The 22,995-nt window shown below is 59.2% G+C and carries 23 protein-coding genes and 1 riboswitch; of the genes, 8 read left to right on the forward strand and 15 right to left on the reverse strand.

Annotated features, from left to right (window positions below; genetic code table 11):
• Nucleotides 1–242: 242 nt before the first annotated feature.
• The 6 genes from map (at nt 243) to dapE (ending at nt 6,892) form a co-directional block, all read left to right on the forward strand.
• Nucleotides 243–1,007, forward strand: coding sequence for a type I methionyl aminopeptidase (gene map / locus AC4HNJ_RS00900; protein ID WP_490477641.1), 765 nt, complete (start codon nt 243–245; stop codon nt 1,005–1,007).
• 79 nt (nt 1,008–1,086) lie between these two features.
• Nucleotides 1,087–3,720 (forward strand): [protein-PII] uridylyltransferase, encoded by a 2,634-nt coding sequence (gene glnD, locus AC4HNJ_RS00905; RefSeq protein WP_490477642.1) that lies wholly within the window; start codon nt 1,087–1,089, stop codon nt 3,718–3,720.
• 144 nt (nt 3,721–3,864) lie between these two features.
• Complete coding sequence (locus AC4HNJ_RS00910; RefSeq protein WP_490477643.1) at nt 3,865–4,371, forward strand: PepSY domain-containing protein; 507 nt, start codon at nt 3,865–3,867, stop codon at nt 4,369–4,371.
• An 82-nt stretch (nt 4,372–4,453) separates the two neighbouring features.
• On the forward strand, nt 4,454–5,281 hold the full coding sequence (gene dapD / locus AC4HNJ_RS00915; protein ID WP_490477644.1) for a 2,3,4,5-tetrahydropyridine-2,6-dicarboxylate N-succinyltransferase: 828 nt from the start codon (nt 4,454–4,456) through the stop codon (nt 5,279–5,281).
• An 81-nt stretch (nt 5,282–5,362) separates the two neighbouring features.
• On the forward strand, nt 5,363–5,728 hold the full coding sequence (locus AC4HNJ_RS00920) for a Spx/MgsR family RNA polymerase-binding regulatory protein (protein WP_490477645.1): 366 nt from the start codon (nt 5,363–5,365) through the stop codon (nt 5,726–5,728).
• Nucleotides 5,729–5,731: 3 nt separating this feature from the next.
• The gene (gene dapE, locus AC4HNJ_RS00925; RefSeq protein WP_490477646.1) at nt 5,732–6,892 is read left to right on the forward strand and encodes a succinyl-diaminopimelate desuccinylase; all 1,161 of its coding nucleotides are present in this window, start codon (nt 5,732–5,734) and stop codon (nt 6,890–6,892) included.
• A gap of 64 nt (nt 6,893–6,956) precedes the next feature.
• Here the strand turns inward: dapE and AC4HNJ_RS00930 are convergent, their stop codons facing one another.
• Together AC4HNJ_RS00930 and AC4HNJ_RS00935 are read right to left on the reverse strand one after the other, a co-directional pair.
• Nucleotides 6,957–9,371, reverse strand: coding sequence for a penicillin acylase family protein (locus AC4HNJ_RS00930; RefSeq protein ID WP_490477647.1), 2,415 nt, complete (start codon nt 9,369–9,371; stop codon nt 6,957–6,959).
• The gene (locus AC4HNJ_RS00935) at nt 9,368–10,180 is read right to left on the reverse strand and encodes a phosphodiester glycosidase family protein (RefSeq protein WP_490477648.1); all 813 of its coding nucleotides are present in this window, start codon (nt 10,178–10,180) and stop codon (nt 9,368–9,370) included. Before AC4HNJ_RS00935 ends, AC4HNJ_RS00930 begins: the two co-directional genes overlap by 4 nt.
• Nucleotides 10,181–10,365: 185 nt before the next feature.
• Here AC4HNJ_RS00935 and AC4HNJ_RS00940 point away from each other — a divergent pair, with 185 nt between their 5' ends.
• Nucleotides 10,366–10,854 (forward strand): NUDIX hydrolase, encoded by a 489-nt coding sequence (locus tag AC4HNJ_RS00940; protein ID WP_490477649.1) that lies wholly within the window; start codon nt 10,366–10,368, stop codon nt 10,852–10,854.
• 39 nt (nt 10,855–10,893) lie between these two features.
• Here AC4HNJ_RS00940 and AC4HNJ_RS00945 read toward each other — a convergent pair whose 3' ends face one another.
• From AC4HNJ_RS00945 to parC, 7 genes are all read right to left on the reverse strand, one after another.
• Entirely contained in the window at nt 10,894–12,108 is a 1,215-nt protein-coding gene (locus tag AC4HNJ_RS00945; protein ID WP_490477650.1) for a beta-ketoacyl-[acyl-carrier-protein] synthase family protein, read from the reverse strand.
• A gap of 17 nt (nt 12,109–12,125) precedes the next feature.
• Nucleotides 12,126–12,380, reverse strand: coding sequence for an acyl carrier protein (locus AC4HNJ_RS00950; RefSeq protein ID WP_490477651.1), 255 nt, complete (start codon nt 12,378–12,380; stop codon nt 12,126–12,128).
• 194 nt (nt 12,381–12,574) lie between these two features.
• The gene (locus AC4HNJ_RS00955; RefSeq protein WP_490477652.1) at nt 12,575–13,024 is read right to left on the reverse strand and encodes a DMT family transporter; all 450 of its coding nucleotides are present in this window, start codon (nt 13,022–13,024) and stop codon (nt 12,575–12,577) included.
• The gene (locus tag AC4HNJ_RS00960; RefSeq protein WP_490477653.1) at nt 13,021–13,380 is read right to left on the reverse strand and encodes an EamA family transporter; all 360 of its coding nucleotides are present in this window, start codon (nt 13,378–13,380) and stop codon (nt 13,021–13,023) included. The genes AC4HNJ_RS00955 and AC4HNJ_RS00960 overlap by 4 nt, the downstream gene beginning before the upstream one ends.
• 9 nt (nt 13,381–13,389) lie before the next feature.
• Nucleotides 13,390–14,229, reverse strand: coding sequence for an alpha/beta hydrolase (locus AC4HNJ_RS00965; RefSeq protein ID WP_490477654.1), 840 nt, complete (start codon nt 14,227–14,229; stop codon nt 13,390–13,392).
• Between the two features lie 211 nt (nt 14,230–14,440).
• The gene (locus tag AC4HNJ_RS00970; protein ID WP_490477655.1) at nt 14,441–14,926 is read right to left on the reverse strand and encodes a hypothetical protein; all 486 of its coding nucleotides are present in this window, start codon (nt 14,924–14,926) and stop codon (nt 14,441–14,443) included.
• Between the two features lie 199 nt (nt 14,927–15,125).
• Nucleotides 15,126–17,366 (reverse strand): DNA topoisomerase IV subunit A, encoded by a 2,241-nt coding sequence (gene parC / locus AC4HNJ_RS00975; RefSeq protein WP_490477656.1) that lies wholly within the window; start codon nt 17,364–17,366, stop codon nt 15,126–15,128.
• A 116-nt stretch (nt 17,367–17,482) separates the two neighbouring features.
• Here parC and AC4HNJ_RS00980 point away from each other — a divergent pair, with 116 nt between their 5' ends.
• The gene (locus AC4HNJ_RS00980) at nt 17,483–17,944 is read left to right on the forward strand and encodes a hypothetical protein (RefSeq protein WP_490477657.1); all 462 of its coding nucleotides are present in this window, start codon (nt 17,483–17,485) and stop codon (nt 17,942–17,944) included.
• A 12-nt stretch (nt 17,945–17,956) separates the two neighbouring features.
• Here the strand turns inward: AC4HNJ_RS00980 and AC4HNJ_RS00985 are convergent, their stop codons facing one another.
• The 6 genes from AC4HNJ_RS00985 to AC4HNJ_RS01010 form a co-directional block, all read right to left on the reverse strand.
• Nucleotides 17,957–18,823 (reverse strand): TraB/GumN family protein, encoded by an 867-nt coding sequence (locus tag AC4HNJ_RS00985; protein WP_490477658.1) that lies wholly within the window; start codon nt 18,821–18,823, stop codon nt 17,957–17,959.
• Nucleotides 18,824–18,829: 6 nt separating this feature from the next.
• Entirely contained in the window at nt 18,830–19,948 is a 1,119-nt protein-coding gene (gene cfa / locus AC4HNJ_RS00990) for a cyclopropane fatty acyl phospholipid synthase (protein ID WP_490477659.1), read from the reverse strand.
• Between the two features lie 156 nt (nt 19,949–20,104).
• A complete protein-coding gene (locus tag AC4HNJ_RS00995) occupies nt 20,105–20,458 on the reverse strand; it encodes a DUF190 domain-containing protein (protein ID WP_490477660.1) in 354 nt (117 codons plus the stop codon).
• An 18-nt stretch (nt 20,459–20,476) separates the two neighbouring features.
• Nucleotides 20,477–20,857 (reverse strand): fluoride efflux transporter CrcB, encoded by a 381-nt coding sequence (gene crcB, locus AC4HNJ_RS01000; RefSeq protein WP_490477661.1) that lies wholly within the window; start codon nt 20,855–20,857, stop codon nt 20,477–20,479.
• A 77-nt stretch (nt 20,858–20,934) separates the two neighbouring features.
• Nucleotides 20,935–21,022, reverse strand: a riboswitch (Fluoride riboswitch).
• A 91-nt stretch (nt 21,023–21,113) separates the two neighbouring features.
• The gene (locus tag AC4HNJ_RS01005) at nt 21,114–22,250 is read right to left on the reverse strand and encodes a glycosyltransferase family 9 protein (protein WP_490477662.1); all 1,137 of its coding nucleotides are present in this window, start codon (nt 22,248–22,250) and stop codon (nt 21,114–21,116) included.
• A 137-nt stretch (nt 22,251–22,387) separates the two neighbouring features.
• Entirely contained in the window at nt 22,388–22,861 is a 474-nt protein-coding gene (locus AC4HNJ_RS01010; RefSeq protein ID WP_490478076.1) for a hypothetical protein, read from the reverse strand.
• Nucleotides 22,862–22,995 lie beyond the last annotated feature (134 nt).

Genomic DNA, 22,995 nt, shown 5'->3' on the forward strand with positions numbered 1-22,995 from the left:
TTCGACTGCAGCGCCCGTGGTTTGGAGAAGGGCGGCTACAGCACCCCGAAGACGGTGCCGATACATGTGTGGCGTTGGTTGGGGTTGTACCGCAGCGCGGTTACAATCCCGCTTCGCTTTGCGCCGTGTGGGCCTTTATCGGCCGGAAGCGGTCTGCAAAACCCGGAAATTGTAGCCGGGACCACCGCTTCGCGGCAAGTTGCTGGTTTTCGAGGACTTTGCCGCCATATAACGATGCAGCTATGGCCATTACCCTCAAAAGCTCTCAAGATCTCGAAGGCATGCGTGTCGCCGGCCAGCTGGCGGCCGAAGTGCTGGCCATGCTCAAGGAGCATGTGAAGCCAGGGGTCAGCACCGAGGATCTGGACCGGCTCGCCTACGAGCACATTGTGAACGTGCAGAAGGCGATTCCCGCGAATGTGGGCTATCACGGCTTTCCGAAGACGCTTTGCACCTCGGTCAACCATGTGATTTGCCACGGCATACCCAGCCCCGGCAAGGTGCTCAAGGAAGGCGACATCATCAATCTCGATGTCACCGTCATCAAAGATGGCTGGCACGGGGACACTAGCCGCATGTATTACGTAGGAACCCCTGGCGTGCTGGCCAAGCGCCTGGTGGAAACCACGCATGAGGCGATGATGCGGGGCATTCAGGCGGTGCGGCCCGGCGCCACGCTCGGCGACGTCGGGCATGCCATCCAGAAGCACGCCGAAACGGCGGGTTTCTCGGTCGTGCGGGAATACTGCGGCCACGGTATCGGCAAGGTCTACCATGACGAACCGCAAGTTTTGCATTACGGCAAGCCTGGTACCGGGGTGATCCTGCAAAAAGGCATGACGTTCACCGTAGAGCCAATGGTCAATGCCGGCAAGCCGCATACCAAGCAACTGCCGGATGGATGGACCGTAGTCACCAAGGACCATTCGCTCTCGGCGCAATGGGAACACACCATTGCGGTAACAGATGATGGATACGAAATATTGACGCCCTGGCCGGATGCTTGATGAGGAAGCTGGCGGTGAAGACTCCAGCGTGTAGGCTTGAGTCGGCACCTTATATCCGGAGCCTTCGCACCCGTTTGCCATGACTCTTCCGCCCCTCCCGCGTCTTCCCCCTGCGGTTCCTCGTTCGGGCGTTTCCACCGAGGCGCGGCGCGCTTTGCGCCAATTGCTGGGGGATCTCGACCGGACCATCGCCATGGCATTTCGCGATGGTGTCAACGCTGCCGAGCTGGCCCTCCGGCGCAGTGATGCGGTCACGCGCATCGTGACTCATGTATGGATGGCGTGCCTTGGCGAGGTCAGTGATGCAGCTTTGTTCGCCATCGGTGGTTTCGGACGAGGCTTGCTATTCCCTTATTCGGACATTGACCTGCTAGCGCTGGTACAGAATGCCGATCCTGCGCGTCTTCGAGCCCTGGAGCAGAGTTTTGCAACGCTTTGGGACATCGGCCTCAAGGTAGGCCATGCTGTGCGCGATCCGATGCAGTGCAAGGCGCTGGCCGCTTCGGATGCGACGGTGTTCACCAGCTTGCTCGATGCGCGCCGCATTGCGGGGGATCCCGCGCTGGACGTGAGTCTTCGCGGCATCGTGGATGCGCCCGACATGTGGCCGCCGCAAGCCTACCTGCAGGCACGCCTCGCCGAACGCGATGCACGCCATGCGCGATTCGACGATACCGCGTACAACCTGGAACCCAACCTCAAGGATGGACCGGGCGGATTGCGCACACTCGATTCTTTGCGCTGGCTGGGTAAGCGTCTGGCGCATGCGCCGGACTTCCCCGACATGGTGACGGAAGGGTTGCTCGATCCGGCCGAATGCGACACCTTGTTGCAGGCCGAGGCAACGCTGCGGTGCTACCGCTTTGCCCTTCACCTCGAGGCAGGACGTCCCGAGGAGCGTCTGCTGTTCGATTTCCAGCGTGCGATCGCTGCGCGTCTCGGTTTCGAAGACGAACACGAAAAGAATCTCGGCGTCGAGCAGTTCATGCAGGGCTACTATCGGGCCGCCAGCCAGGTTGAACGCCTGGGCATCCAGATCGCCGAGCGCTTCGAGGAAATGCTGGAGCCACCTGGTGACGCGCAACCGGTGGGCGTGGATTTCGTGCGTTATGGCTCACGCTTGGCGGTGAGTGATCCGGAGTTGTTCGTACATCGTCCCGCTGCGCTGGTGGATATCTTTATCGCACGGCTCGACGAAAAAGGCCTTATCGGTTTCACTGCCGAAACAATGCGTCGTATCCATCAGGCAACCGCCATGCTGGGGGAGCGGCTTGCCAGTGATCCACAGGTGCTGGCCTCTTTTTTGCGACTGGTGCGGCGTGGCGCGCCGGCCGTGGACGCGCTTTGGCGCATGAATCGGCATGGCTTGTTGGCTGCCATCCTGCCGGCCTTCGGCAAGGTGTTTGGTCGCATGCAGTACGACCTGTTCCATGTTTATACCGTGGACGAACACACGCTGCGCGTGCTGCGCAATGTGGCCCGCTTTGCCGACCCTGCGACGCAGGCGGAATTTCCGTTGGCTTGCGAAGCCTGGTCGACTTTGCCGAAGCCGGAAGTGCTGTTGTTGGCAGCATTATTTCATGACATCGCCAAGGGACGTGGCGGCGATCATTCGGTACTTGGTGAAGAGGAAGCGCGCGCGTTCGGCCAGAAGCTTGGGTTGCCGGATGATGATGCGGAGCGTGTGGCATGGCTGGTGCGTTGGCATCTGCTCATGAGTACCACCGCGCAGCGTCAAGATATTACCGACCCCGATGTCGTGCATCGCTTTGCGGAAGTAGTGGGCGGGCGTGAGCGTCTAGGGCAGCTTTATCTGCTCACCATTGCCGACATCATCGGCACTAGCCCCCGATTATGGAATGCCTGGAAGGATCGCCTGCTGGCGGACCTCTATACGGCCACACGCTATGCATTGCGTCGTGATGCCAGGCCTTCATCCGGCGCTGCAGCGCGAGCGCAGATCTGTCGCGAGCAGGCAATGTCCATGCTGGTGGCCGAAGGCGGTGATTCGGAAGCCATCGCTCAGCTTTGGGATACGTTCCCGATGGTGAGTTTTCTGCGCCACCGTCCGGAGCAGATTGCATGGCAGACTTCCGAGATCTTGCAGAGTCACGGTAAGTTGCCATTGGTGGCCGTCAATCCTTTGTCCGTGCGCGGCAGCACGGAATTATTCGTGTATGCCCCCGATCGAGACGGGTTGTTCGCGAACGTCACTGCCATGCTTGACCGGCTGCATTTCTCAGTCATGGAAGCGCGCGTGCTCAGCTCGCCCGACGGCAAGGCAATGGATACTTTTTTACTGCTTGAAGCTGAAACCCAGAAGCCGGCCAGTCCAGAGCGTGCAGAAGAATTGCAGCAGCGCTTGCATCGGGCCTTGGCGCAGTCGGCACCTATCATGCCTCCCCGGCGAAGCATGTCGCGCCATCTGAAGCATTTCCAGATGGTCCCGCGGATCGATTTCAAGCAAGCCGATAGCCGCACGCAGATGGCGCTCGTGTGCAGCGATCGTCCCGGACTGCTCGCCGCAGTGGCACAAGTCATGATGGTTTGCGAAGTACGCGTACACGATGCCCGCATTGCTACTTTCGGTGAGCGCGTCGAAGACTTTTTCCAACTTACCGATCGTCGCAATGCCCCATTGAGCGAGACACAGCAACAGCGTTTGTGGCAGGCTTTGGTGGAGCGGATCGGACCACAGAGCCTGACTGCATAGCCCGTTCAAGACGGGGATGCGGGTGGCTTGTAAGGGGATGATTTCCCGCGGGGTCGCGCCCAGCGGCCTGTCATCGAGGGTGCCGCGCACCCTTATCCCTCTTTCTCCGGTTTGGCCTTTGGTGGCCAAGAAGGCTGTGCAGGCATGTCCGCATCCCATACTTTTCTAAAAGTTGTTCGTCAGATTCATCTTTACGCCGGCGTTTTCATTGCCCCGACATTGCTGTTCTTCGCTTTCACTGGTGGCTTGCAGGTGTTTGGGCTGCATGAAGCCAGCCGTGGCAGCGATTACAAACCGCCCGCGTGGCTGGTCACGTTGGCGCAGCTGCATAAGAAACAGACGATGGTAGTGCCAGTGCATCGGGGCCGCCCCTCAGAAGAGGGTCGTCAACTGCCTACAGCCAATCCGGCGCCAAACAGTGCACGGCAAATGGACGTGATGCAGCCTGGGGCGGCAAAGCTGGATTCGCCAAAGCATCAAGCCACCCATCCACTACCGCTGAAAATCTTCTGCGCCTTTGTCGCACTTGGACTCTTCATCTCGACTCTGATCGGGATCTATATGGCTTATCGATACACGCGCAAGCGCGCGCTGGTCACCGCCCTGTTGCTGGCTGGCACGGTGCTTCCTATCGTGTTGGCATCGATTTGATGCTTGGCCTGGCATTCATACATTTTACCTGCCGGTGTCTGGCTGTAATCTTTTCCACTGTCCCGCATACGAGTTCCTTCCCATGCAGTCTCTTGAAAGCCTGATCAATGATGCCTTCGAACGCCGTAACGAACTTGGCCAAAGCGAGATCGAAACGCATCTGCGCCCCGCGTTGAGCCAGGTACTCGATCTGCTGGAATCGGGTGAGCAGCGAGTGGCCGCGCCGGATGGCAGCGGCGGCTGGGTCATCAATCAGTGGCTTAAAAAGGCGGTGCTGCTGTATTTCCGCATCAATGGCAACCGTGTGGTGGACGGTGGTCCTGCCTTGGCGTTTGACAAGGTGCCGTTGCGATTTGCGCATGGTAACGATGTCGAGCTGCAGGGGCTTGGTGCGCGCGTAGTGCCCGGTGCCTTGGTCCGGCGTGGTGCGTACATCGCAAAGGACTCGGTATTGATGCCCAGTTACGTCAATATCGGTGCCTATGTCGGCGCAGGAACGATGGTCGATACATGGGCAACGGTGGGTTCCTGTGCGCAGATCGGCGCGGGCGTGCATTTGTCGGGAGGTGTCGGTATCGGTGGTGTGCTAGAGCCGCTGCAAGCCAACCCCACGATTATTGAAGACCATTGTTTTATCGGTGCCCGCTCCGAAGTGGTCGAAGGCGTGGTGGTGGAGCGAGGGAGTGTCATTGGCATGGGCGTCTTCCTGGGGCAATCCACCCGTATCTATAACCGCGCGACGGGAGAGATCTCTTATGGCCGCGTTCCCGCGGGTAGCGTGGTCGTGGCAGGGAATCTGCCGGCGAAAGACGGTAGCCATAGCCTCTACGCAGCCATTATCGTCAAGCAGGTGGACGAGAGAACGCGCAGTAAGACAAGCATCAACGAATTGCTGCGCAGTGGTGAATGACGGTGATGGCTAGCGGATACGGTCACTCGTATCGTGCTATGTGTTCTCTTCACTTGATGCAATACATAAATGGCTTCGCTTATGACCCCTCAAACTGCAACGCTGTACGGCCTTCCCCATTGCGATACCTGCAAGAAGGCGCGCAACTGGCTGGCGCGATTCGACGTGCCTCATGAGTTCGTTGATTACCGTGCCAATCCGGTGCCAGCGGCAACGCTCAAACATTGGGCGCAGCAACTGGGTGGCTGGGAAAAATTGATAAACAAAGCCAGTACGACATGGCGAAACTTGTTGCCGCAGCGTAAAAATCCCAGTAGCGATCCAGAGTGGACGTTGCTGTTGAAGGAATATCCGGCACTCGTCCGTCGACCGGTTGTAGTGCAAGGCGATGGCAAGGTAAGTGTGGGGTTCACCGACAATGGCTTCAAGAAACTGTTTGGGGTCTAGGTCATGTCTGACGTATTCGATCTTGCTGTTGATCTGATCAGTCGACGCTCTATTACTCCGGAAGATGCCGGTTGTCTTCCCGTTATCGGGGCGCGGCTGACTCGCCTGGGTTTTCGGATCGAGCATCTCCGCTATGGTGACGTCGACAATTTTTGGGCGACCCATGGCACGAATAACACGCCTGGAGAAGGGCCGCTGTTGATTTTTCTCGGGCATACCGACGTGGTTCCTACCGGTCCGGAAGAAGCCTGGCAGAGTCCGCCTTTCGAGCCATCCGTGCGCGATGGCCGTCTATACGGCCGTGGCGCAGCAGACATGAAAGGTGCGGTGGCGGCGATAACGGTGGCACTGGAGCGGTTCGTTACCCTCCATCCTGATCACGCGGGCCGTGTTGGCTTGCTGCTTACCAGTGACGAGGAAGGGCCTACCAATCTCGATGGCGTGCGCCGCATCGCCGGTTATTTGCGCGAAATCGGTGAACGCATCGATTGGTGCGTGGTGGGTGAACCATCCTCCAGGGAAAAGCTCGGCGACCTGATTCGTGTCGGGCGGCGCGGCTCGCTGTCGGGGACTGTGACCGTTCGCGGCGTGCAAGGTCATGTAGCCTATCCCGAGAAAGCGCTCAATCCGATTCATACGTTTGCGCCCGCGCTTGCGGCGCTGACGGCGGAGCGTTGGGATGAAGGTAACGGCGATTTTCCGCCGACTTCATTTCAAGTTTCCAACCTCAACGCGGGCACCGGTGCAACCAACGTCATCCCCGGTTCGCTCACGGCGTTGATCAATTTTCGTTACAGCACGGCCAGCCACGCGGACGATCTGCGTCGACGCACCGAAGACATATTGGCTCGGCACGGATTGGATTACACGATTGCATGGACGCTTTCCGGCGAGCCCTTCCTGTCACCTTCGGGAGGGCGCTTGCGGGACACTGTTGCGGCGGCGTGTCGTGAATTGTGTGGTACGGAGCCCGAGCAGAGTACGGGAGGCGGCACGTCCGATGGTCGCTTCATCGCGCCCATGGGGGCGGAAGTGGTGGAGTTGGGGCCGGTCAATGCCACCATCCACAAAGTGGACGAGTGCATCGACCTCGCAGAGCTGGAACGCTTGCCGGAGCTATACCAGGTCATTTGCGAGCGTATGCTGTTGAGGCCGTGCTGCTGAAGCGGAGCGGCACGGTTTTTGTCCTCAGCGCTGACGCAAGATGATGTGCTGCGGGCCAGTCACTTTATGGCGGAGAGGGTTCGAGAACCAGTGTATGCCGGGTGCGTCCTGGCATAAGCGGAGTGGGGCGTCCGTGTACCCAATCTTCGTGACCGGCGCCATAGAACGGCGATAGCGGGTTGTCGCTCTGTCCGCCCGGCATTTCAAGAATGCCTTCATTTTCGTGACCCGGCGAAACATCCATGCGTTCGGAGGCCCCGAAGCCGGGTGCCGCAACACGTGGCATATTGTGGTCGCCGGGTAGTTCGTCGTCCGGCATGTCAAGCATGTCAGCGAGGAAGGCAGGCAGCGCACGAGATAAAGGGTGGTCGATTCGCGCATGGTTGACCTCGCCCCAGGTGCGAGCGGCAAGTCCGCCCGGCTGCGCGCCAAGTGTTTGCGTAATATGTTTTGCGGCGTCCAGCAGCAGGGCGTGCCAGTCGTGATAGTTGGGCGCCAGCAAATGGACCGGCTGTTGTTGAATCAGCATCCAGACGGCCGCCTCCTGATTGGCCGGACCGGGCCATTCGAAATCAGAGAAACGCTGCTGAATGAGCGCAGTAAACGGTGCGAGTACAAGAGCATGCACCTCATCGCGGAACGCATGCACCAGACGGTAATCAACGCTATCGGGTGCTGCCTGGTTGCGCCACGCTGCGGTTAGCTGGCGCAGCTGATCCAGCGCAGGGTCACGCGTGCCGGCAAGGGTCGTCTGCAGCAGTTGCTGCCAACGGGAAAGAAACACGGCGTGATCATCGAGCTGGATATCCAGCAAATTGGCCGGCTCGAAATCGGCGCGGGCATGCAGGTCGTCGCGAATTTGTTGTGCGCGTGCGCCGAGGTCATATCCGCCGTTCCCGAGCAAGGCGAGTTCGTCTCGCCCTACGATGCGGTTGTTGGCGGTCCACAACCGGCCATCCACCGGATTTTCAATGCGTGGATATTGCGAAGCTGCTGCCCAGCCCAGCCATCCGGTATTCGGTTGCGACCAATCGGATGGCAGTTGGGGATCGAAGCTCGAACGTAGCGGAATACTGTTGCCGGCTATGCTCCAGCCGATGTGACCGGCGCTGTCTGCGACGAGGAAATTCTGCGGCGGCATGCCGAATGTGGAGCCCAGGTCCAGCGCAGACGACACGTTAGTCGCACGCTCAAGCTGCAGCAAAGCAAGATTGTAGGCGCGTGGCCGATCGGCGATCCACGCAAGTGCGAGTGGTGTGCCGTCTGTGTCCGTAGCCAGGATGGGTCCCCAGCGCGTGTCCTCCACATGCAGGGTATAGGGCGGCGCGCCTTTGATACGAATGACTTCGTCATGTTTCTCGATATTGGCCCAACCCTCCGGCACTTTGTAACGGTCCGGATCATGCGGATCGCGCAACACCCGCACCCAGTCCATCCAGTCGCCGTAACTATTGGTAAATCCCCAGGCGATTTGCCCGTTCGATCCCACCACGAGCGCGGGGGTACCCGGCAGCGTGACGCCTACGACATCACGCTCTCCCTTGGGTGCAGTGGGATCGGGGTAACGCAAGCGTGCATGGAACCAGATGTCCGGTACGCGTAGTCCCAGATGCATGTCATTGGCAAGGACCGCCGAGCCAGAGCGTGAAACCATGCCGGAAACCGCAAAGCTGTTGCTGCCGGGAAAAGCACGGTCGGTTGAAAGTGTCCGCCGTGCAATGCGTTGCAAGAGCGCCGTTTTCAGACTGGCACGGCGAAAATCATAGACTTCTGCGGAAGGAATGACAGGCGATGGCGACACATTGCCTTTGAGAGGGGCCTCCCAATCCGGATCGGGGGAAGTAAGAAAATCCACCAACGGGCCAGGCAGAACGGCGCGCATCTGGGCCAAGTGCCGTTCGCGTTCGTTGCGTCCATCGCCATCGAGATTCAGATACATTGCGGCGATCACCAACAATGTGTCTTCCGAGCGCCAGGGTTGCGGCTGGGTGTGCAGCAACAGGTATTCCCAGGGTTTCTCGCGAAGATGCGCCAAGCCTGCATTGACACCGTCGCGATACAGATCCAGCAGGTGTTTTTGCTCTGGCGGGAGCGCAGCGTAGGCGGCCGCTGCGACCGCCCTCAGGCGGTGGCGGCGATGCTCGATGTCTGTCTTTAGCGCGGCCGGTCCTACTAGCTCGGATAGCTCGCCTGCGGCAACCCGGCGCATGAGATCCATAGGAAAGAAGCGCTCTTGTGCATGGATGTAGCCCAGCGCATATGTGACGTCGTCACGCGATTGGCCCGTCACCGTTGCCGTGCCGAGTGCGTCGCGTTCGATCGTGACGGCATGCTGTGGACCGTTGACCACTTGCCTGCCATCGAGTTGGGCGCGGCTACCGGCGACGAGCCACCAGGCGGCGACAAGCAGGCCAGCTACGAGCACCAGCAGCAGCGCGACAAGTGTCCGGAGCCTGAAGAACTTTCGTTTCGTTGTCATTGGTCGGCGAAGACGGCAAAGATGCCCGCATAGGGCTTGACCATGAAGGTAGGGGCGCCGGCATAGCCGGTGCCGTCAATGTAGAACTGGGAGATGGTTCCATCTAGGTAAAGCGCATCGCGACAGCCGAGCTTGTCTCGGAATAGTTGCGCGAAGGTATGGAAATTAACGGGTGATTCGCTCACCGCGAAAATGACTTGATGTGGCGTATGAGCGCATACACCGCTGCGCCATTTTGTGCTGTTGGAGTCATCAACGAATTGGTTGTTGATCTGACCATCGATTACCAGCATTGGACCGGATTGCGTCGCCCAGTCCACGGGTTTGCCGTCCGCCTTGAAATCCGTCGTGGTGCGTACAGCGGCATGCCCGTCCGGATAAATCGCGAATACGCCGTTCGGACGGATCGAAAAATTGCCGGCAGCAGGATTGCCATGCGCAAGATTCAAGGGAACCAAGGTTTTACCGTGTTCTACATAAAGGCCCAGTGGTGCGTAGGATTGATCGTAAATGCCGGCGTTGGCGGCGAAGATCAGTCGCTTGCCATTGGCGGCGCCCCATTCGCGCAGGGTCTGGATGTCGCCGAAGGGTTGGCCGGTATCAGGGTTTTTCCAATGCAGCCCCAGCGATTCTCGATGAAGATCCAGGCTTACGACGGTGAAATCCTGACCCTGGAAAGTAACCTCGCGGTTCTCTATGGGTTGGACCTGGCGATCGCAAGCGGGAAGGGGCGCAAGCACCCCAAGCAAAAGAAGTAGGCGAATCAGCGGGCTGCGGCGCCACCGTTGGAAAAAGTTGAACGAGCGCATTCACCCATGGTGGCGGTGTGACCGTGGCGGATGCAAGAGCCATGCGGCTCGTGCGAACTGTCCCGATGCATGTCATGCAGGCGGTGCCCGGTCTGGAGTGGGCGATGACGGGTTACGTCACGACTGAATGAATCATGCTGCGCTACACCTTAAACTTCGCATTTGACGTCAGGAACGGCAATCCCATGCCCTACACGCCTATTGTCGCCACGCTTGGCTACGTGCTTTCACCTGATCGGGGCAAAGTGCTCATGATTCATCGCAATGCGCGGCCTGACGATCAGCACTTGGGTAAGTACAACGGGCTGGGTGGCAAAATGGAACCGGATGAAGATATTGCTGCATGTATGCGGCGCGAAATTCGGGAGGAGGCAGGCATCGAATGCGAATCGATGCATCTGCGAGGTACGCTCAACTGGCCTGGATTCGGCAAGCAGGGCGAAGATTGGCTCGGTTTCATCTTCGTCATCGACCGCTTCACGGGGGAGCCCTATACCCACAATCCAGAAGGCACATTGGAATGGGCTGATATCGATCGAATCATGGAATTGCCCATGTGGGAGGGCGACCGCCATTTTCTGCCACTGGTGTTCGATCGCGATCCGCGCCCCTTCCATGGCGTGATGCCCTATAAGGATGGGCGCATGCAGTCGTGGGCCTTTAGCAGGCTGTGAAAAAGGTTTTGCAAGCGCTGAACCGGGTGTTTTCTTGCATTATGGAGCGGGACGTACGGCCACCACGGCATTCAGCCCGCCGAACGCGAACGAATTGCTAAGTGCCGCACGCACCGGCATCGCGCGGGCCTGGTGGGGGACATAGTCGAGATCGCAAGCCGGATCAGGGCCGAGGTAGTTAAGTGTGGGCGGCACGATGCCGTAACGCAGGGCGCCCATCACCGCGATCATCTCCAAAGCGCCTGCAGCGCCTAATGCATGACCATGCATGGGCTTGGTCGAGGTAACGGCTAACCGGCGCGCATGATCGCCAAACACGTGGTGGATGGCGCGCGTTTCCGTGCAGTCGTTGGCCGGAGTGCCCGTGCCGTGCGCGTTGATGTAATCGATGTCGGCGGCTTGTATGCCTGCGTCCTGCAAGGCTGTCTGCATGGCTGCGGCTGCGCCGGCATCTGATGGAGCGGCAATATCGCCGGCATCGGCACTCATGCCGACCCCGGCGAGTTCCGCCAGGATGACGGCACCACGCGCACGCGCGCTGTCCAGCGTTTCCAGTACAAACATGGCTGAACCCTCACCGAGCACCAGACCACGCCGGTTGCAACTGAAAGGACGGCACGCATCGGGTGCCAGCACTCGCATGGCTTCCCACGCGCGCAGTACCCCAAGCGTGATGCATGCTTCCGTCCCGCCTGCAATGGCGGCATCCACGAGGCCCGCGCGAATCATCAGCGCCGCCTGCGCAAAGGCATGGTTCGAAGAAGCACACGCGCTCGATACCGTGAACGTCGGACCGGTGATGCCATGCACCATGCTGATCTGGCTGGCGGGCGCATTGCTCATGATGCGCACGATACCGAGCGGATGAAAGCGCCCGGCCTGCTCACCGTATAGTTTCTGATAGAGACCCTCGCGGGTTTCTTCACCCGCCGCACCCACGCCGACGACGATGGCGGTGCGGGCGGCGCGTTCGTTTCGAAAATCCAGCCCGGATTGGCGAATGGCTTCGCTTGCCGCGACCAATGCGTACTGGCTGAGTGGATCGAGAAAGGGCAGCCGTGTTTCGTCGATATGAGCGAGGGGTTCGAAGTCAGTGATTTCTGCCGCGATGGCGTTGTTGCGCAGCTGGCCGGGAGCGACATGCCGCACCGGGCCGATACCACTGCGGCCTTCGGTCATGGCTTGCCAGATATCTTGGGCGTTGTGGCCGAGCGCACAAATGCCGCCCATGCCGGTGATCACGATACGGCGCATGCTTGGCAGGTTCTCTCTTATCCGGCGGCGCTCTTGTTTGCGAGCTGCCGATCCACTGCTTCGATCAAGTGACCGACAGTGCCGTTTTCAAAATCGGTGTCTTCATTAGGCAGATTGACGTTGAAGTGCTCCTCGATGTCGAAGATCACTTCGATCGCGTCCAATGACGCAACGCCCAAGTCCTTGAGCGTGGATTCGTTCTTGATAATGCCGATGTCGATCTTCGCCTGCTTGCTGATGATCTCGAAGACTTCTTGCTGCACATTGCTCATGGAGCTTCCCCGATTACCTATGCTGCACAGCGTGACGAAGAGCGACAGCATTGTCCATACGACCCATGAGCGTAACTTCTTGAGTGCATCATGGGGCGAAGCTTTGCGAAGGATTGCCTGGATGAGGCAATGAATTCTTAATGCGGATGTCGCCAAATGTCGAGGTAGGTGAACTCGGTAGTTCGCAAAAGAGATCAATCGGTGGCGGTGACGCCCAAAGCACCCTTCGCTTCGGTAAGGGCGTCATTTCCGGGATGTGCGCCACTTTCGGCCATAGCCAGGCATGCGATGCCCAGCACAATGACGCCGGCGCCGCACAGGCGCATAGGTGTCAGGGCTTCATGGAACAGCCACGCGGAAGCGAGCATGACGCTCACCACGTCCAGATGCGTCGAGGCAAATGCCGGCCCGATCGGCGCGTGTTTGAGCAGGCTCATCCAGGTAATGAAGTTGCCGATATAACCGACCAGCGCGATGTAGATCCAAGGGTGCCCAAGGATGCGCATGATCCATGCGAAGCTGGCTTCAGGTGGAAAGGCATGTGCGCCGGTCAACTTGAAGCTCAGCTGCACTGCAGTGTCGAAAGCCAACAACAAAGCAAAGCCGCTGAGATAGAAGCGCCATGTTTTGCGTGCCGGCGTCATCCGCGCATCCCTACCATGGCTACGCCGAGACTTACCAGCAGAATGCCAGCCACCCGCAGCGGCGTGAGCTTTTCGCGAAAGAGCAGGCGCCCAGCGATCATGATCGCAACCATGTTGATGGACGCAAGCAAGATGCCTTCGGAAAGGTCGACTAGCGAGACGAAAGCGATCCACGACAATATATGGATGGCGTAGGCGAGGAGCCCCAGCCATATCCAAGGCCGACCAGCCATGTGGCGCCAGCGCGCCATGCCATCGCCGGCCCGCGGATCACTGGCGGCTGCCTTGAAAGCCAGCTGGCCGCCGGTATCGAGCGTCACGTTGACCATCCACAGGGTGGCGACAAGAGGAGACACGAGGGGCGCTCAGGCTGCGGCGCGTGCGGCAGGTTCGCAACTGGCGGCGATCTTGGAGAAGAAATCGGCGGAGTGCTGGATGAGCGTGCGGCGCTCACGGTCGATGGTGATCATGTGATAGCTGTCTTCCAGCCAAAGGGTTTCCACTGGGCCGGACACGGAGCGCGCGACGAGGTGGGCATTTTCTACGCTGGCGACATCGTCTTCGGTCGCATGCGCGATCAAGCACGGTGCGGTGATCCTGGGCAGTTCACGCCGCACAACGGCAGCCATGTTGTACATCTCCGCAAGCGATGGCCAGGGATTGCCGGGCAAGCCGGCCGCCGCGCTATCACCGCCCAGCATGAGGCCACTGATTTGCGCGCGAAGGCGCTCGTCGCGCAGCCCGTAGGGCTCGTTTTCATGCACCATTCGGTGCTTGCCTATCCCAAAGCGCTGGATCCACGGCAGCAAGAACGAGAGACGGCCGTACCACGGAATGGCCCAACCGTCATAGCGGAAGGTTGCGCCATAAACACCCACGCCACGAATCCACTCGGGGCGTTCGGCAGCGAGTTTCAGCGCGAGGATCGCGCCCATGGACAGGCCCGCTACGAACAGATGATCGACCTCACGACGAAAGCCTTCCGCTGCGGCTTCCACGCTTGCATACCAGTCCTTCCATCCCGTCGCGAGCAAATCCGGTACGTCACCGCAGTGTCCGGCTAGCTGCATGCCATAGACGCTGAAGCCTGCGCGATTCAGACCCTTGCCCACCAGCCGCATCTCGCTGGGTGTGCCGGTAAGACCATGAATCAGCAGGACGCCGCAACGGCCGCCTTCGAAACGGAACTCGACATTTTGGATCACAGAAGGGTCTCGACGGCGGAGGCATGGGCAGAATCAGCCGACAGTCTGTGGGGAGAGGCTTTCCAGGCGCTTTCGACACGCATGCCGGCCATGCCTGATGGTGTCTTTTCGAAAGCGCTATGGGTGTGCCGTGAGCTTTAGTCGGCGCAAGCCTTGGTCATGGCGCACCTATCCCGGTTTTCGTGCTCTCCGCAGGCAAGGCGGTCACGTATTAGTGTCCGTTGAAACCGCCGAACCGGCCCACACCGATGGAAATCCCCACCGACCCCGTGGGATGTTCGCAGCTACCTGTGTTTTGGAAGACGCTGACATTACCGGTTTGATAGCTGCCCGTGCCGATATGGCTGCCACTGACTACGCCCACGCCTACGGAACCGTGAACCTGGGGCTTGTTGTAGGTCGAGTCGTCACAAGCCGGGACAGCGGCTTCATTGTTGCCGCGTGCACCGCTGGTATCGCCGTAATAGACCCCTGGAGCCGGGCCAGTGGCAGGAGGCTGGCCATTGACGGTCACTGCGCTTTTGCTGCCGCTGCTGGCAGATGAAGCGGGCTTGGGCGCCGTGCTGCTTGAAGCCGGATAGCTACGATAGCTGTCGTTGGGCGGCAGCTTGAGATTCAGCGGTTGGCTATTGGTTTGCGCCCATGCGGCCGTCATCAGCAGACTTGCGGTCAAGGCGGTGATGGCTCGTCGTTTCATAGGTGCTCCGGAACTCTTCATGCCTGTAACGCACGACCAGGCTGACCGTGCACACATCTATTTGACGAATTGCGGCCGGTTGAGTTCCTTTCAACTGGGTTGGCGAGACAAGGGCGAAAGGTGCAAACCGATAGGTTGATGGCGAGACGCCGGATGACCAGCATTCTCGCCATGGCATCTATGCGATATGGCCGTTTCGTTAAGCCGTTGTCTCGATGCGCTCCACGCGGCGCAGACCGCGTGGCAGCAAACCACCCCGGGTGGCGCGATTGCCGCCGTACTCGACCAGATCGGACCAGCGCAGTGTGAGCTTGCGCTGTCCGGCGAAGAGGGTGATTTCGCCCTTGCCTTCGGTGACTACGGCAATGCCGGCCACGCGTTCGTCGCCACTGCTCAGCTTCGCTTTAGGGATTTCGATCAGCTTGTTGCCTTTGCCCTTGTCGAGTTCGGGCAACTCCGCGACGGAAAACATCAGCAGATGGCCGTCCGTGGTCACGACCACGATGCGATCGCGGGCCGGGTCGGCACTTATTTGCGGGGTCAGCACGCGTGCACCATCGCCCAGGGTGATGATTTGCTTGCCGGCCTTATTGCGGCCGGTCAGCGCTTCAAAACGGGTAACGAAGCCGTAGCCAAAATCGGTAGCGAGCACGAGACGCGTGTCGTTATCGCCTGCAGCCACGGCATCGAAGTGCGCGCCTCCCGGTGGCGTGAAGCGGCCGGTGAGCGGCTCGCCGTTACCACGTGCGGAGGGCAGCGTATGTGCTGGAGTGGAATAGCTGCGACCAGTGGAGTCGATCACTGCTACCTGTTGCGTGGTGCGTGCCTTCACCGTGGCGAGCAAGCTGTCGCCCTCGCGATAGGACAGCCCTTCTGCGTCGACATCGTGGCCTTTGGCAGCGCGGATCCAACCCTTCTTGCTGAGTACCACGGTGACAGGCTCGCTGGCGACCAGGGCGCTTTCGTCCAGCGCCTGTGCCGCTTCGCGTTGCACCAGTGGCGAGCGGCGTTCATCACCGTACTTGGCGGCATCGGCGCGAAGTTCTTCCTTGATAAGGCCCTTGAGTTTGGCGGGTGATTTCAATAGTACGTTGATCTTGGCGCGCTCTTCCTCAAGCTGGTCGCGCTCGGTGTTGATCTTCATTTCCTCGAGGCGGGCCAGCTGGCGCAGCCTGGTTTCGAGGATATAGTCGGCTTGTTCATCGCTCAGCTTGAAACGCGCCATCAACACCGGCTTCGGTTCTTCCTCGGTACGGATGATGCGAATCACTTCATCGAGGTTGAGATAAGCGATGCGCAAACCTTCCAGCAGGTGCAGCCGGCGCTCGACTTTGGCAAGGCGATAGTTGAGTCGGCGCGTGACGGTATCGATGCGGAAGTTCAGCCACTCGCCGAGGATGCGCTTGAGATCCTTGACCTGGGGACGGCCATCCAGCCCGATCATGTTGAGGTTGACGCGAAAACTCTTTTCCAGATCGGTGGTGGCAAAGAGATGTTGCATCACTTCATCCACTTCCACGCGATTCGAGCGCGGAACGATTACCAGCCGAATCGGATTTTCGTGGTCGGATTCGTCGCGCAGGTCCTCGATCATCGGCAGTTTCTTGGCGCGCATCTGCGCGGCGATCTGTTCGAGGATCTTCGAGGGACTGACTTGATGCGGCAGCGCGGTGATCACGATATTGCCGTCTTCGTGTTGATAGACGGCGCGTGCGCGCACGGAGCCGCCGCCGGTCTGATACATCGCGATCAGTTCATTGCGCGGCGTGATGATTTCCGCTTCGGTCGGATAGTCTGGACCGCGCACATGTTCGCAAAGGTCCGTCACCGTAGCGTCGGGATCATCGAGCAGTCGAATGCAGGCGCTGGTGACTTCGCGCAGGTTGTGGGGTGGGATGTCCGTGGCCATACCCACCGCAATACCCATGGAGCCATTCAGTAGCACGTGCGGCAGGCGTGCTGGCAACCAGCTTGGTTCTTCCAGTGTGCCGTCGAAATTCGGCACGAAATCCACCGTGCCCTGGCCGATTTCGGCAAGCAGCACCTCGGCAATCGGGTTGAGCTTGGATTCCGTGTAGCGCATGGCCGCAAAGCTTTTCGGATCGTCCGGCGAACCGAAGTTGCCCTGGCCGTCGATCAACGGGTAGCGGTACGAGAACGGCTGCGCCATCAGCACCATGGCTTCGTAACAAGCGCTATCGCCATGCGGGTGGAATTTACCGATGACATCGCCGACGGTACGTGCGGATTTCTTGGGCTTGGCGCTGGCGGCCAGGCCCAGTTCGCTCATGGCATAAACGATACGCCGCTGCACGGGTTTCAGGCCGTCGCCCACGAAGGGCAGCGCACGGTCCAGCACCACGTACATGGAGTAGTCGAGGTAGGCCCGCTCGGCGTATTCCTTGAGCGGGATCTGTTCGTAGTTGGCTTGCAGGTTCATGAGCGATATCGAATGCCAGGTGGGAGCGATGCCGTGGAGTAGCATCCCTAGAATGGTGCCAGATGGTCGGGAGCTTGGGCTAGAATGCTCTGATACCACGCATTCCCGGGTGAGTCATGCTCTATTTTCGCTATGCCGCCGTTGCCTCGGCCTGCGTTCTCGTCGCGGGTTGCGCGCACTTTGCGGGACGGCATCCGCTGCTCGGGTATAAGGACAAACACCATCCGCAGTCGGATACGGCCATCGTTGCATGCGCCGAGCAGCCGGGATTCATGTGCGGCATCACCGGCGTCAACGACAAGAGCACCTGGGAAAAATTCAATGGCGGCAAGACGCCATGGGTGCGCGTGTTGCCAGGCAAGCAGCTGATCAGGCTGACGCTGTCCAACCTGCACATCATCAATCGTCCTTCGGTGAAAATCGATCATGTGCAAGCAGGTCACGTTTATCGTATCGACGTGGCGTTCAACGGCTCCGCCTTGACGGCTTCTTATACGGACCTGGGCAAGATGGACTCGTATACGATCCACATGTCGCGTTTTCCGTTCTCGCCCAAGGCGATTACGGCGCACTTCTAGGATTTTATCCGTCTAGTCCTGCTGCACCGTAATCCCCAGCTTGGCCAATTGTGCTTGCAAGCTGTCCGGGCCGGCCAGATGCGCTGCGCCGACTGCAACGAACACCGTACCCGGTTGGTCGAGCATGGTCTTTATCTTGGCGGCCCAGGACGTGTTCCGCTGGATGATCAGCACTTGATAAAGAGCTGGCTCCTGCGTTTTCAGTTCGTTGTTCTCCAGCTTGGCAATGGCGCCCGTATCACCTTGTTTCCAAGCATTGATCAGGGACAATAGTTCGTCTTTGTCCTTGCCTGCATCGCGCAGGGTATCCCGCAGCAAAGCGATCTGCAGCGGCATAGATAAATCGGCAAGAAAGCGAATTTGCTGCTCGGCTGTTTCCAATCCGAGCACTGGTTTGCCGGCATGGGACATGTGCGCTTTCAGCTGATTGTCCACGCCTTCGGATGGATCGAGGCCTGCTTTCAATAGCGGCTCAACAGACAGTGTCAGTGCGGCGAGCCATGGTTTCATGGGCTGCAGCGCTACTGCGCCTCCTGGCAGTGCGGCCAAGCGCGCTGCTTTCACCACGGCGGCGTAGTCGCTCCCACTGAGTTCACTCGAGAGGGGATGGGCGGTGTCGATACCGTAGCGCAGCACCAACGACGCCATGTGAGCTTGATCGTCATCAGTCAATTCGATGTATAGCGCATGGCTTTGCATGAGTGCCTGACTGAGCGCGGGGAATTGCCAGTTCGTATCGTTCGGTAACAGGTGCACTGTGCCAAACAGATACACCGTGCTGCCGCCGCGCTTTGCTACCCATAACGCGGGATGCGCCAGGGCGGGGCAGCAAAGAAGTGCCAGCAGGGAGGCAAGCAGAAAACGTCGGATGACAGGCATATTCACTCAGCGCGGAACACGATATCCCCCTGGAACGCCATGGGGACTCAAGGTGAGCTGCCAGAGCTGGTCACGCCGGCTTCGGAAGACGGCGGCAGACACCGCCAGGTAAAAGTGCCACATACGGCGAAAACGCTGATCGTAGCGAATGGAAAGACCGGGCCATGCCGCATCAAAATTCGCACGCCATGCCGTCAAGGTACGATCGTAGTCAGCACCGAAGTTGTGCCAATCTTCCATGACGAACAAACCTTCCATTGCAGCCGTGACTTGACTGGCAGCAGGGATGACCGAGTTAGGAAAGATGTATTTTTCGATCCACGGATCAGGCCGTCCGGGTGCATGATTGCTGCCGATGCTGTGCAGCAGGAATAAACCATCGTCTTTCAGGCAGCGACGCGCGACTTCGAAATACTCGCGGTAATTCTTGCCGCCGACATGCTCGAACATGCCGATCGACATGATGGCATCGAACGGTTCGTGCAATTCGCGGTAATCCTGCAGCCTGATCTCGATGGGGAGGCCCTGGCACAGGTCGCGTGCCAGTTCCGCCTGCTGGCCGGAAACGGTGATGCCAACGGCATTCACGCCGTAGCGTTCGGCCGCGAATTTCACGGCTTCGCCCCAACCGCAGCCGATGTCGAGGACGCGTATGCCAGGCTTCAACCGCAATTTTCGGCAGACCAGGTCGAGCTTGGCTTCCTGTGCATCATCCAGATTCGCGGCCTCTGCCCAGTAACCGCAGGAATACACCATGCGCTTGCCCAGCATGGCTTTGAAAAGATCATTGCCAAGATCGTAATGCACCTTGCCGATTTCAAACGCATGCTGGCCGCGTTGCAGATTGATGAAACGCGCCTTGAGATGCGCAATCAGCGTATCCAGCGTCTTGAGGTGTTCGTCGAGATGACTGCTGAGAATCTTGGTAAAAAGGCCGGGAAGGTCATCGGCATCCCACCAGCCATCCATGTAGGTTTCGCCCAATCCCAAGGAACCGTGCGCGAATACGCGCGCATAGAGTTGCTCGTTGTGTACACGGAGATCGGTCGAAGCAGGTCCGTTGATCTGTACGCCGGCTGTTTCCAGCAATTCGGCCGCACGCTCTCGCAAAGAGTCCTGGCTCATCCTCTTTTTCCTTGGTCTACAGGCTCAAGGGTTCACGACAAAAACCTTGAGCCGGGACTGTTGGTTGCAGGGCGCGCTTTCTTGCTTGATTGAGCTGTGCCATCACGCCTGCGCCGCCTCGTTCGTCCAACAGTCCCGGCCCGGATTGCAGCTAGTTTACTTTGACCCCAAAACCCCTAAGTGTACGGGTGACCACGCATACACCAGATCAACACCTGCTTCGCGGACCAATTGCAGCAGGGTTTGTGCGTTGGCCTCGCTCAACAGAAATTCGATTTTCTGCGGAAGGTCGTCGGCGAGTTCAAAGAAATCTTCATGATGCAGGACGCCATGGCGGCCGAAACCAGCGGTGGCGCGGAACACCGATCCTCCTCCCAACTTGTTCCTCTTTGCCAGCTCGAGCAGCCACTCGGAAATCAGTAACCCATCGTGCCTGGCGTGCACATGGGTATAGAAGCGCAGAAAGATCCCGTTGGCCGGGTCACCCGAGAATGTAGACGACGTATTCATGAGATTGCCGACTCCGTATCAATGGCGCAGCAAGCCGCGTGTAAGGAAGATGCCCAGGATCGTCATGGCAAGTGTGCCGATGAGATGCACCGCGACATGGGCGCCGAACCATACGTATTGTCCACGTAACAATAACGTATTGGCTTCTGCGGAGAAGGTGGAAAAGGTCGTCAGGCCGCCGAGGAAGCCGGTCATGACGAAGAGCTGCAATTCAGGCGGGTAACCCCGAAAATGCTGGAACAAGGTCATCACGCAACCCATGATCAGACCGCCGCTCAGATTGGCGGCTAGTGTGCCCAGCGGCAGGGTGGGGAAAATAGGATTGAACAGGATGCCGAGTATCCAGCGCATCCAGCATCCGACGGCGCCGCCTAAACCGACGGCAAGAAATCCGCTCATGCTCACTTGAATGTGTCTCCCGTTTTGCAATGGTACGAGACCACGGCAACACAGGCACGCCTGCGCCGCCGGAATCCGGTGGTGCAGGCATCATCAACCTTTCGGTGGTTCGTTCCATGGGAGAACACCCAAGGAAACAGGAGGCATGCCATCTCCCTCATGGCTGACATGCTAGCCGATGCCGACCGCCGTTGAACAGGAAGCGCGAGCAAGTTGGAAAATCCGGCAGTCCAATGTCGTGACGAACGTTTGCTGCTTATGACAAAGGATCGGAGAGAGCCAACGGTAAATCGTCGGCCGGCATCGCGCTCAGTTCCGGCATGGCCGCGATGGCGCGCGCGACGTCTTCCGGTGTTTTGCGTTGTGCAGGAATGACATGCCGACCCGGACCATAAGGTCCCCACTCGCTGGCATTGGTAACAGTGAAGATGCCCATGGTCGGCACGTCCGACGCGCACGCCAGATGCATGATGCCGCAGTCGGCGCTGATATAAACGGCTAAACCGGAGAGAACGCTGGCGAGCTTGCGCAAGTCGCTGGAGAAATAGGCAGGGTAGCGGGAGCCGAGCATCGATTCGCCCGAGGCGGGCAGGATTTCCACGATGCGGTGATCGGGATAGGCTGCTTCCAGTACGTTGATGAAACGCCCCCACCACGCTTCGCCCAACAATTTGGGGCCAGTGGCGTTGGCGAAGATGCCGATAATGCCGCGCCCAGGCGTGGAGATGCCATATGCCGCGAGCGAGCGGGTAAGGGCGTCCTTTCCTTGCGCGCGTTCGTTTGCGCTGAGACGAATATCGGGAACGGGGTATTCGGCCGTCACCGCGCGCTTCATTGCGCTGCGTAGCAGATACACCGGACGGCGCCCCTTGCTTTCCAGGTCAGCGGGCAAGGGCACGGCATGGGTGATATCGCCATGTTTCTTGGGGCTGCTGAATCCCAGCGTATAAGTGGCGTTCGAGAGCAGCATCAACAGGCGTCCCGTCTGCGACAGCGGGTCGGCATCGATTGCCAGATCGTAGTGGCGCCGCCGCATACGCCTCAGATTGTCGAAAAACTGAAAGGGGTGTCCTACGCCGTGCGCTGGCAGACGAAAAATCCGCTGCACGTTGAAGAAGCGGCCATAGACGTCTTGCGCGATCGGGCTGCGCGTAAGGATGTCGATTTCGGCCGCGGGATAGACGGTTTCAAGTTCAGACAGCAGTGGCGTAAGCAGCAACGTATTGCCGAGGCTATGGCTGACGTGGCAGACCAGGATGCGGTAGATACCCCGGGTAGGAAGCGGCTCGGAGGTCGGCTGCCCATGGCTGCCGAAGATCAGGCGCATGAGCCGGCGAGCGACGCGGCGGCGAAGGTTATTGATGGGATCGTAGTAACGCGTGTTCTTGAGCACGGCTGAACTTTAAGTCGTTTGACGAGGGCGACTATACCGGGTCGTTAGTTGAAGAGGTTCCGGTCGATCTTCGTGGAAGGGATCGATCGGGTCGGCAAATCGCAAGGCAACGCTTGGACGGGGGCGGAGACACAGGGTCAGGGTTTGTCGATCAACAACCCGTGCTCTTGCAGCCATGCTTTCGCATTCTCTGCGTCGTGTTCGAACCAGGCGCGCGTCGAGCCCAATCGGAATGAATAACCCCACGTATCCATGTCCTTCATGATGCGCTCGCGCCCCACTCCTGGCAGCGCGTCTCCCAGCAGGATTTGCAGATAACAGACGGCGTCTTCTTCCTCGATGGAGTCGGTGGCGTCCGTATGGACGCATGCGCGGCGTTCCGAAGGCAGCACGATCAGGTGGCCGGCTTCATGCAGCAACGAGTGTATGGGGGTATCGCTGCGCGCGTAGACGGTGTTGCCGATGATGCCTGCCTCATCTTCACCCCAGAAGCTGCCCGGGATGGCCTTGCCATCGGCAACCAACGCCAGGTTCAAGCCATAGCTGGCGAGAAGGGATTCGACGGCACTTCGATCGATGTCGGCGAGACGTAGGATGGAGACGGACACGATGCTTTCTTTCTCTTTGACCCGCCTGCGCTATCTTCACGAGGAAGGCGAGAGGCAAGCTTGCGAAGCAGGTAAGTCAGGACGCCGTGAAGCGGGCAAGCCATGCTTCAATCCCTGGACCAACTTTGACGCTGGCC

The sequence above is a fragment of the Dyella sp. SYSU CM1112 genome (assembly GCF_058216415.1).

Excerpts from the sequence above, each read along its gene's own strand:
- map (WP_490477641.1), top strand. The coding sequence starts at position 243 with ATGGCCATTACCCTCAAAAGCTCTCAAGATCTCGAAGGCATGCGTGTC.
- glnD (WP_490477642.1), top strand. The coding sequence starts at position 1,087 with ATGACTCTTCCGCCCCTCCCGCGTCTTCCCCCTGCGGTTCCTCGTTCG.
- AC4HNJ_RS00910 (WP_490477643.1), top strand. The coding sequence starts at position 3,865 with ATGTCCGCATCCCATACTTTTCTAAAAGTTGTTCGTCAGATTCATCTT.
- dapD (WP_490477644.1), top strand. The coding sequence starts at position 4,454 with ATGCAGTCTCTTGAAAGCCTGATCAATGATGCCTTCGAACGCCGTAAC.
- AC4HNJ_RS00920 (WP_490477645.1), top strand. The coding sequence starts at position 5,363 with ATGACCCCTCAAACTGCAACGCTGTACGGCCTTCCCCATTGCGATACC.
- dapE (WP_490477646.1), top strand. The coding sequence starts at position 5,732 with ATGTCTGACGTATTCGATCTTGCTGTTGATCTGATCAGTCGACGCTCT.
- AC4HNJ_RS00930 (WP_490477647.1), bottom strand. The coding sequence starts at position 9,371 with ATGACAACGAAACGAAAGTTCTTCAGGCTCCGGACACTTGTCGCGCTG.
- AC4HNJ_RS00935 (WP_490477648.1), bottom strand. The coding sequence starts at position 10,180 with ATGCGCTCGTTCAACTTTTTCCAACGGTGGCGCCGCAGCCCGCTGATT.
- AC4HNJ_RS00940 (WP_490477649.1), top strand. The coding sequence starts at position 10,366 with ATGCCCTACACGCCTATTGTCGCCACGCTTGGCTACGTGCTTTCACCT.
- AC4HNJ_RS00945 (WP_490477650.1), bottom strand. The coding sequence starts at position 12,108 with ATGCGCCGTATCGTGATCACCGGCATGGGCGGCATTTGTGCGCTCGGC.
- AC4HNJ_RS00950 (WP_490477651.1), bottom strand. The coding sequence starts at position 12,380 with ATGAGCAATGTGCAGCAAGAAGTCTTCGAGATCATCAGCAAGCAGGCG.
- AC4HNJ_RS00955 (WP_490477652.1), bottom strand. The coding sequence starts at position 13,024 with ATGACGCCGGCACGCAAAACATGGCGCTTCTATCTCAGCGGCTTTGCT.
- AC4HNJ_RS00970 (WP_490477655.1), bottom strand. The coding sequence starts at position 14,926 with ATGAAACGACGAGCCATCACCGCCTTGACCGCAAGTCTGCTGATGACG.
- parC (WP_490477656.1), bottom strand. The coding sequence starts at position 17,366 with ATGAACCTGCAAGCCAACTACGAACAGATCCCGCTCAAGGAATACGCC.
- AC4HNJ_RS00980 (WP_490477657.1), top strand. The coding sequence starts at position 17,483 with ATGCTCTATTTTCGCTATGCCGCCGTTGCCTCGGCCTGCGTTCTCGTC.
- AC4HNJ_RS00985 (WP_490477658.1), bottom strand. The coding sequence starts at position 18,823 with ATGCCTGTCATCCGACGTTTTCTGCTTGCCTCCCTGCTGGCACTTCTT.
- cfa (WP_490477659.1), bottom strand. The coding sequence starts at position 19,948 with ATGAGCCAGGACTCTTTGCGAGAGCGTGCGGCCGAATTGCTGGAAACA.
- AC4HNJ_RS00995 (WP_490477660.1), bottom strand. The coding sequence starts at position 20,458 with ATGAATACGTCGTCTACATTCTCGGGTGACCCGGCCAACGGGATCTTT.
- crcB (WP_490477661.1), bottom strand. The coding sequence starts at position 20,857 with ATGAGCGGATTTCTTGCCGTCGGTTTAGGCGGCGCCGTCGGATGCTGG.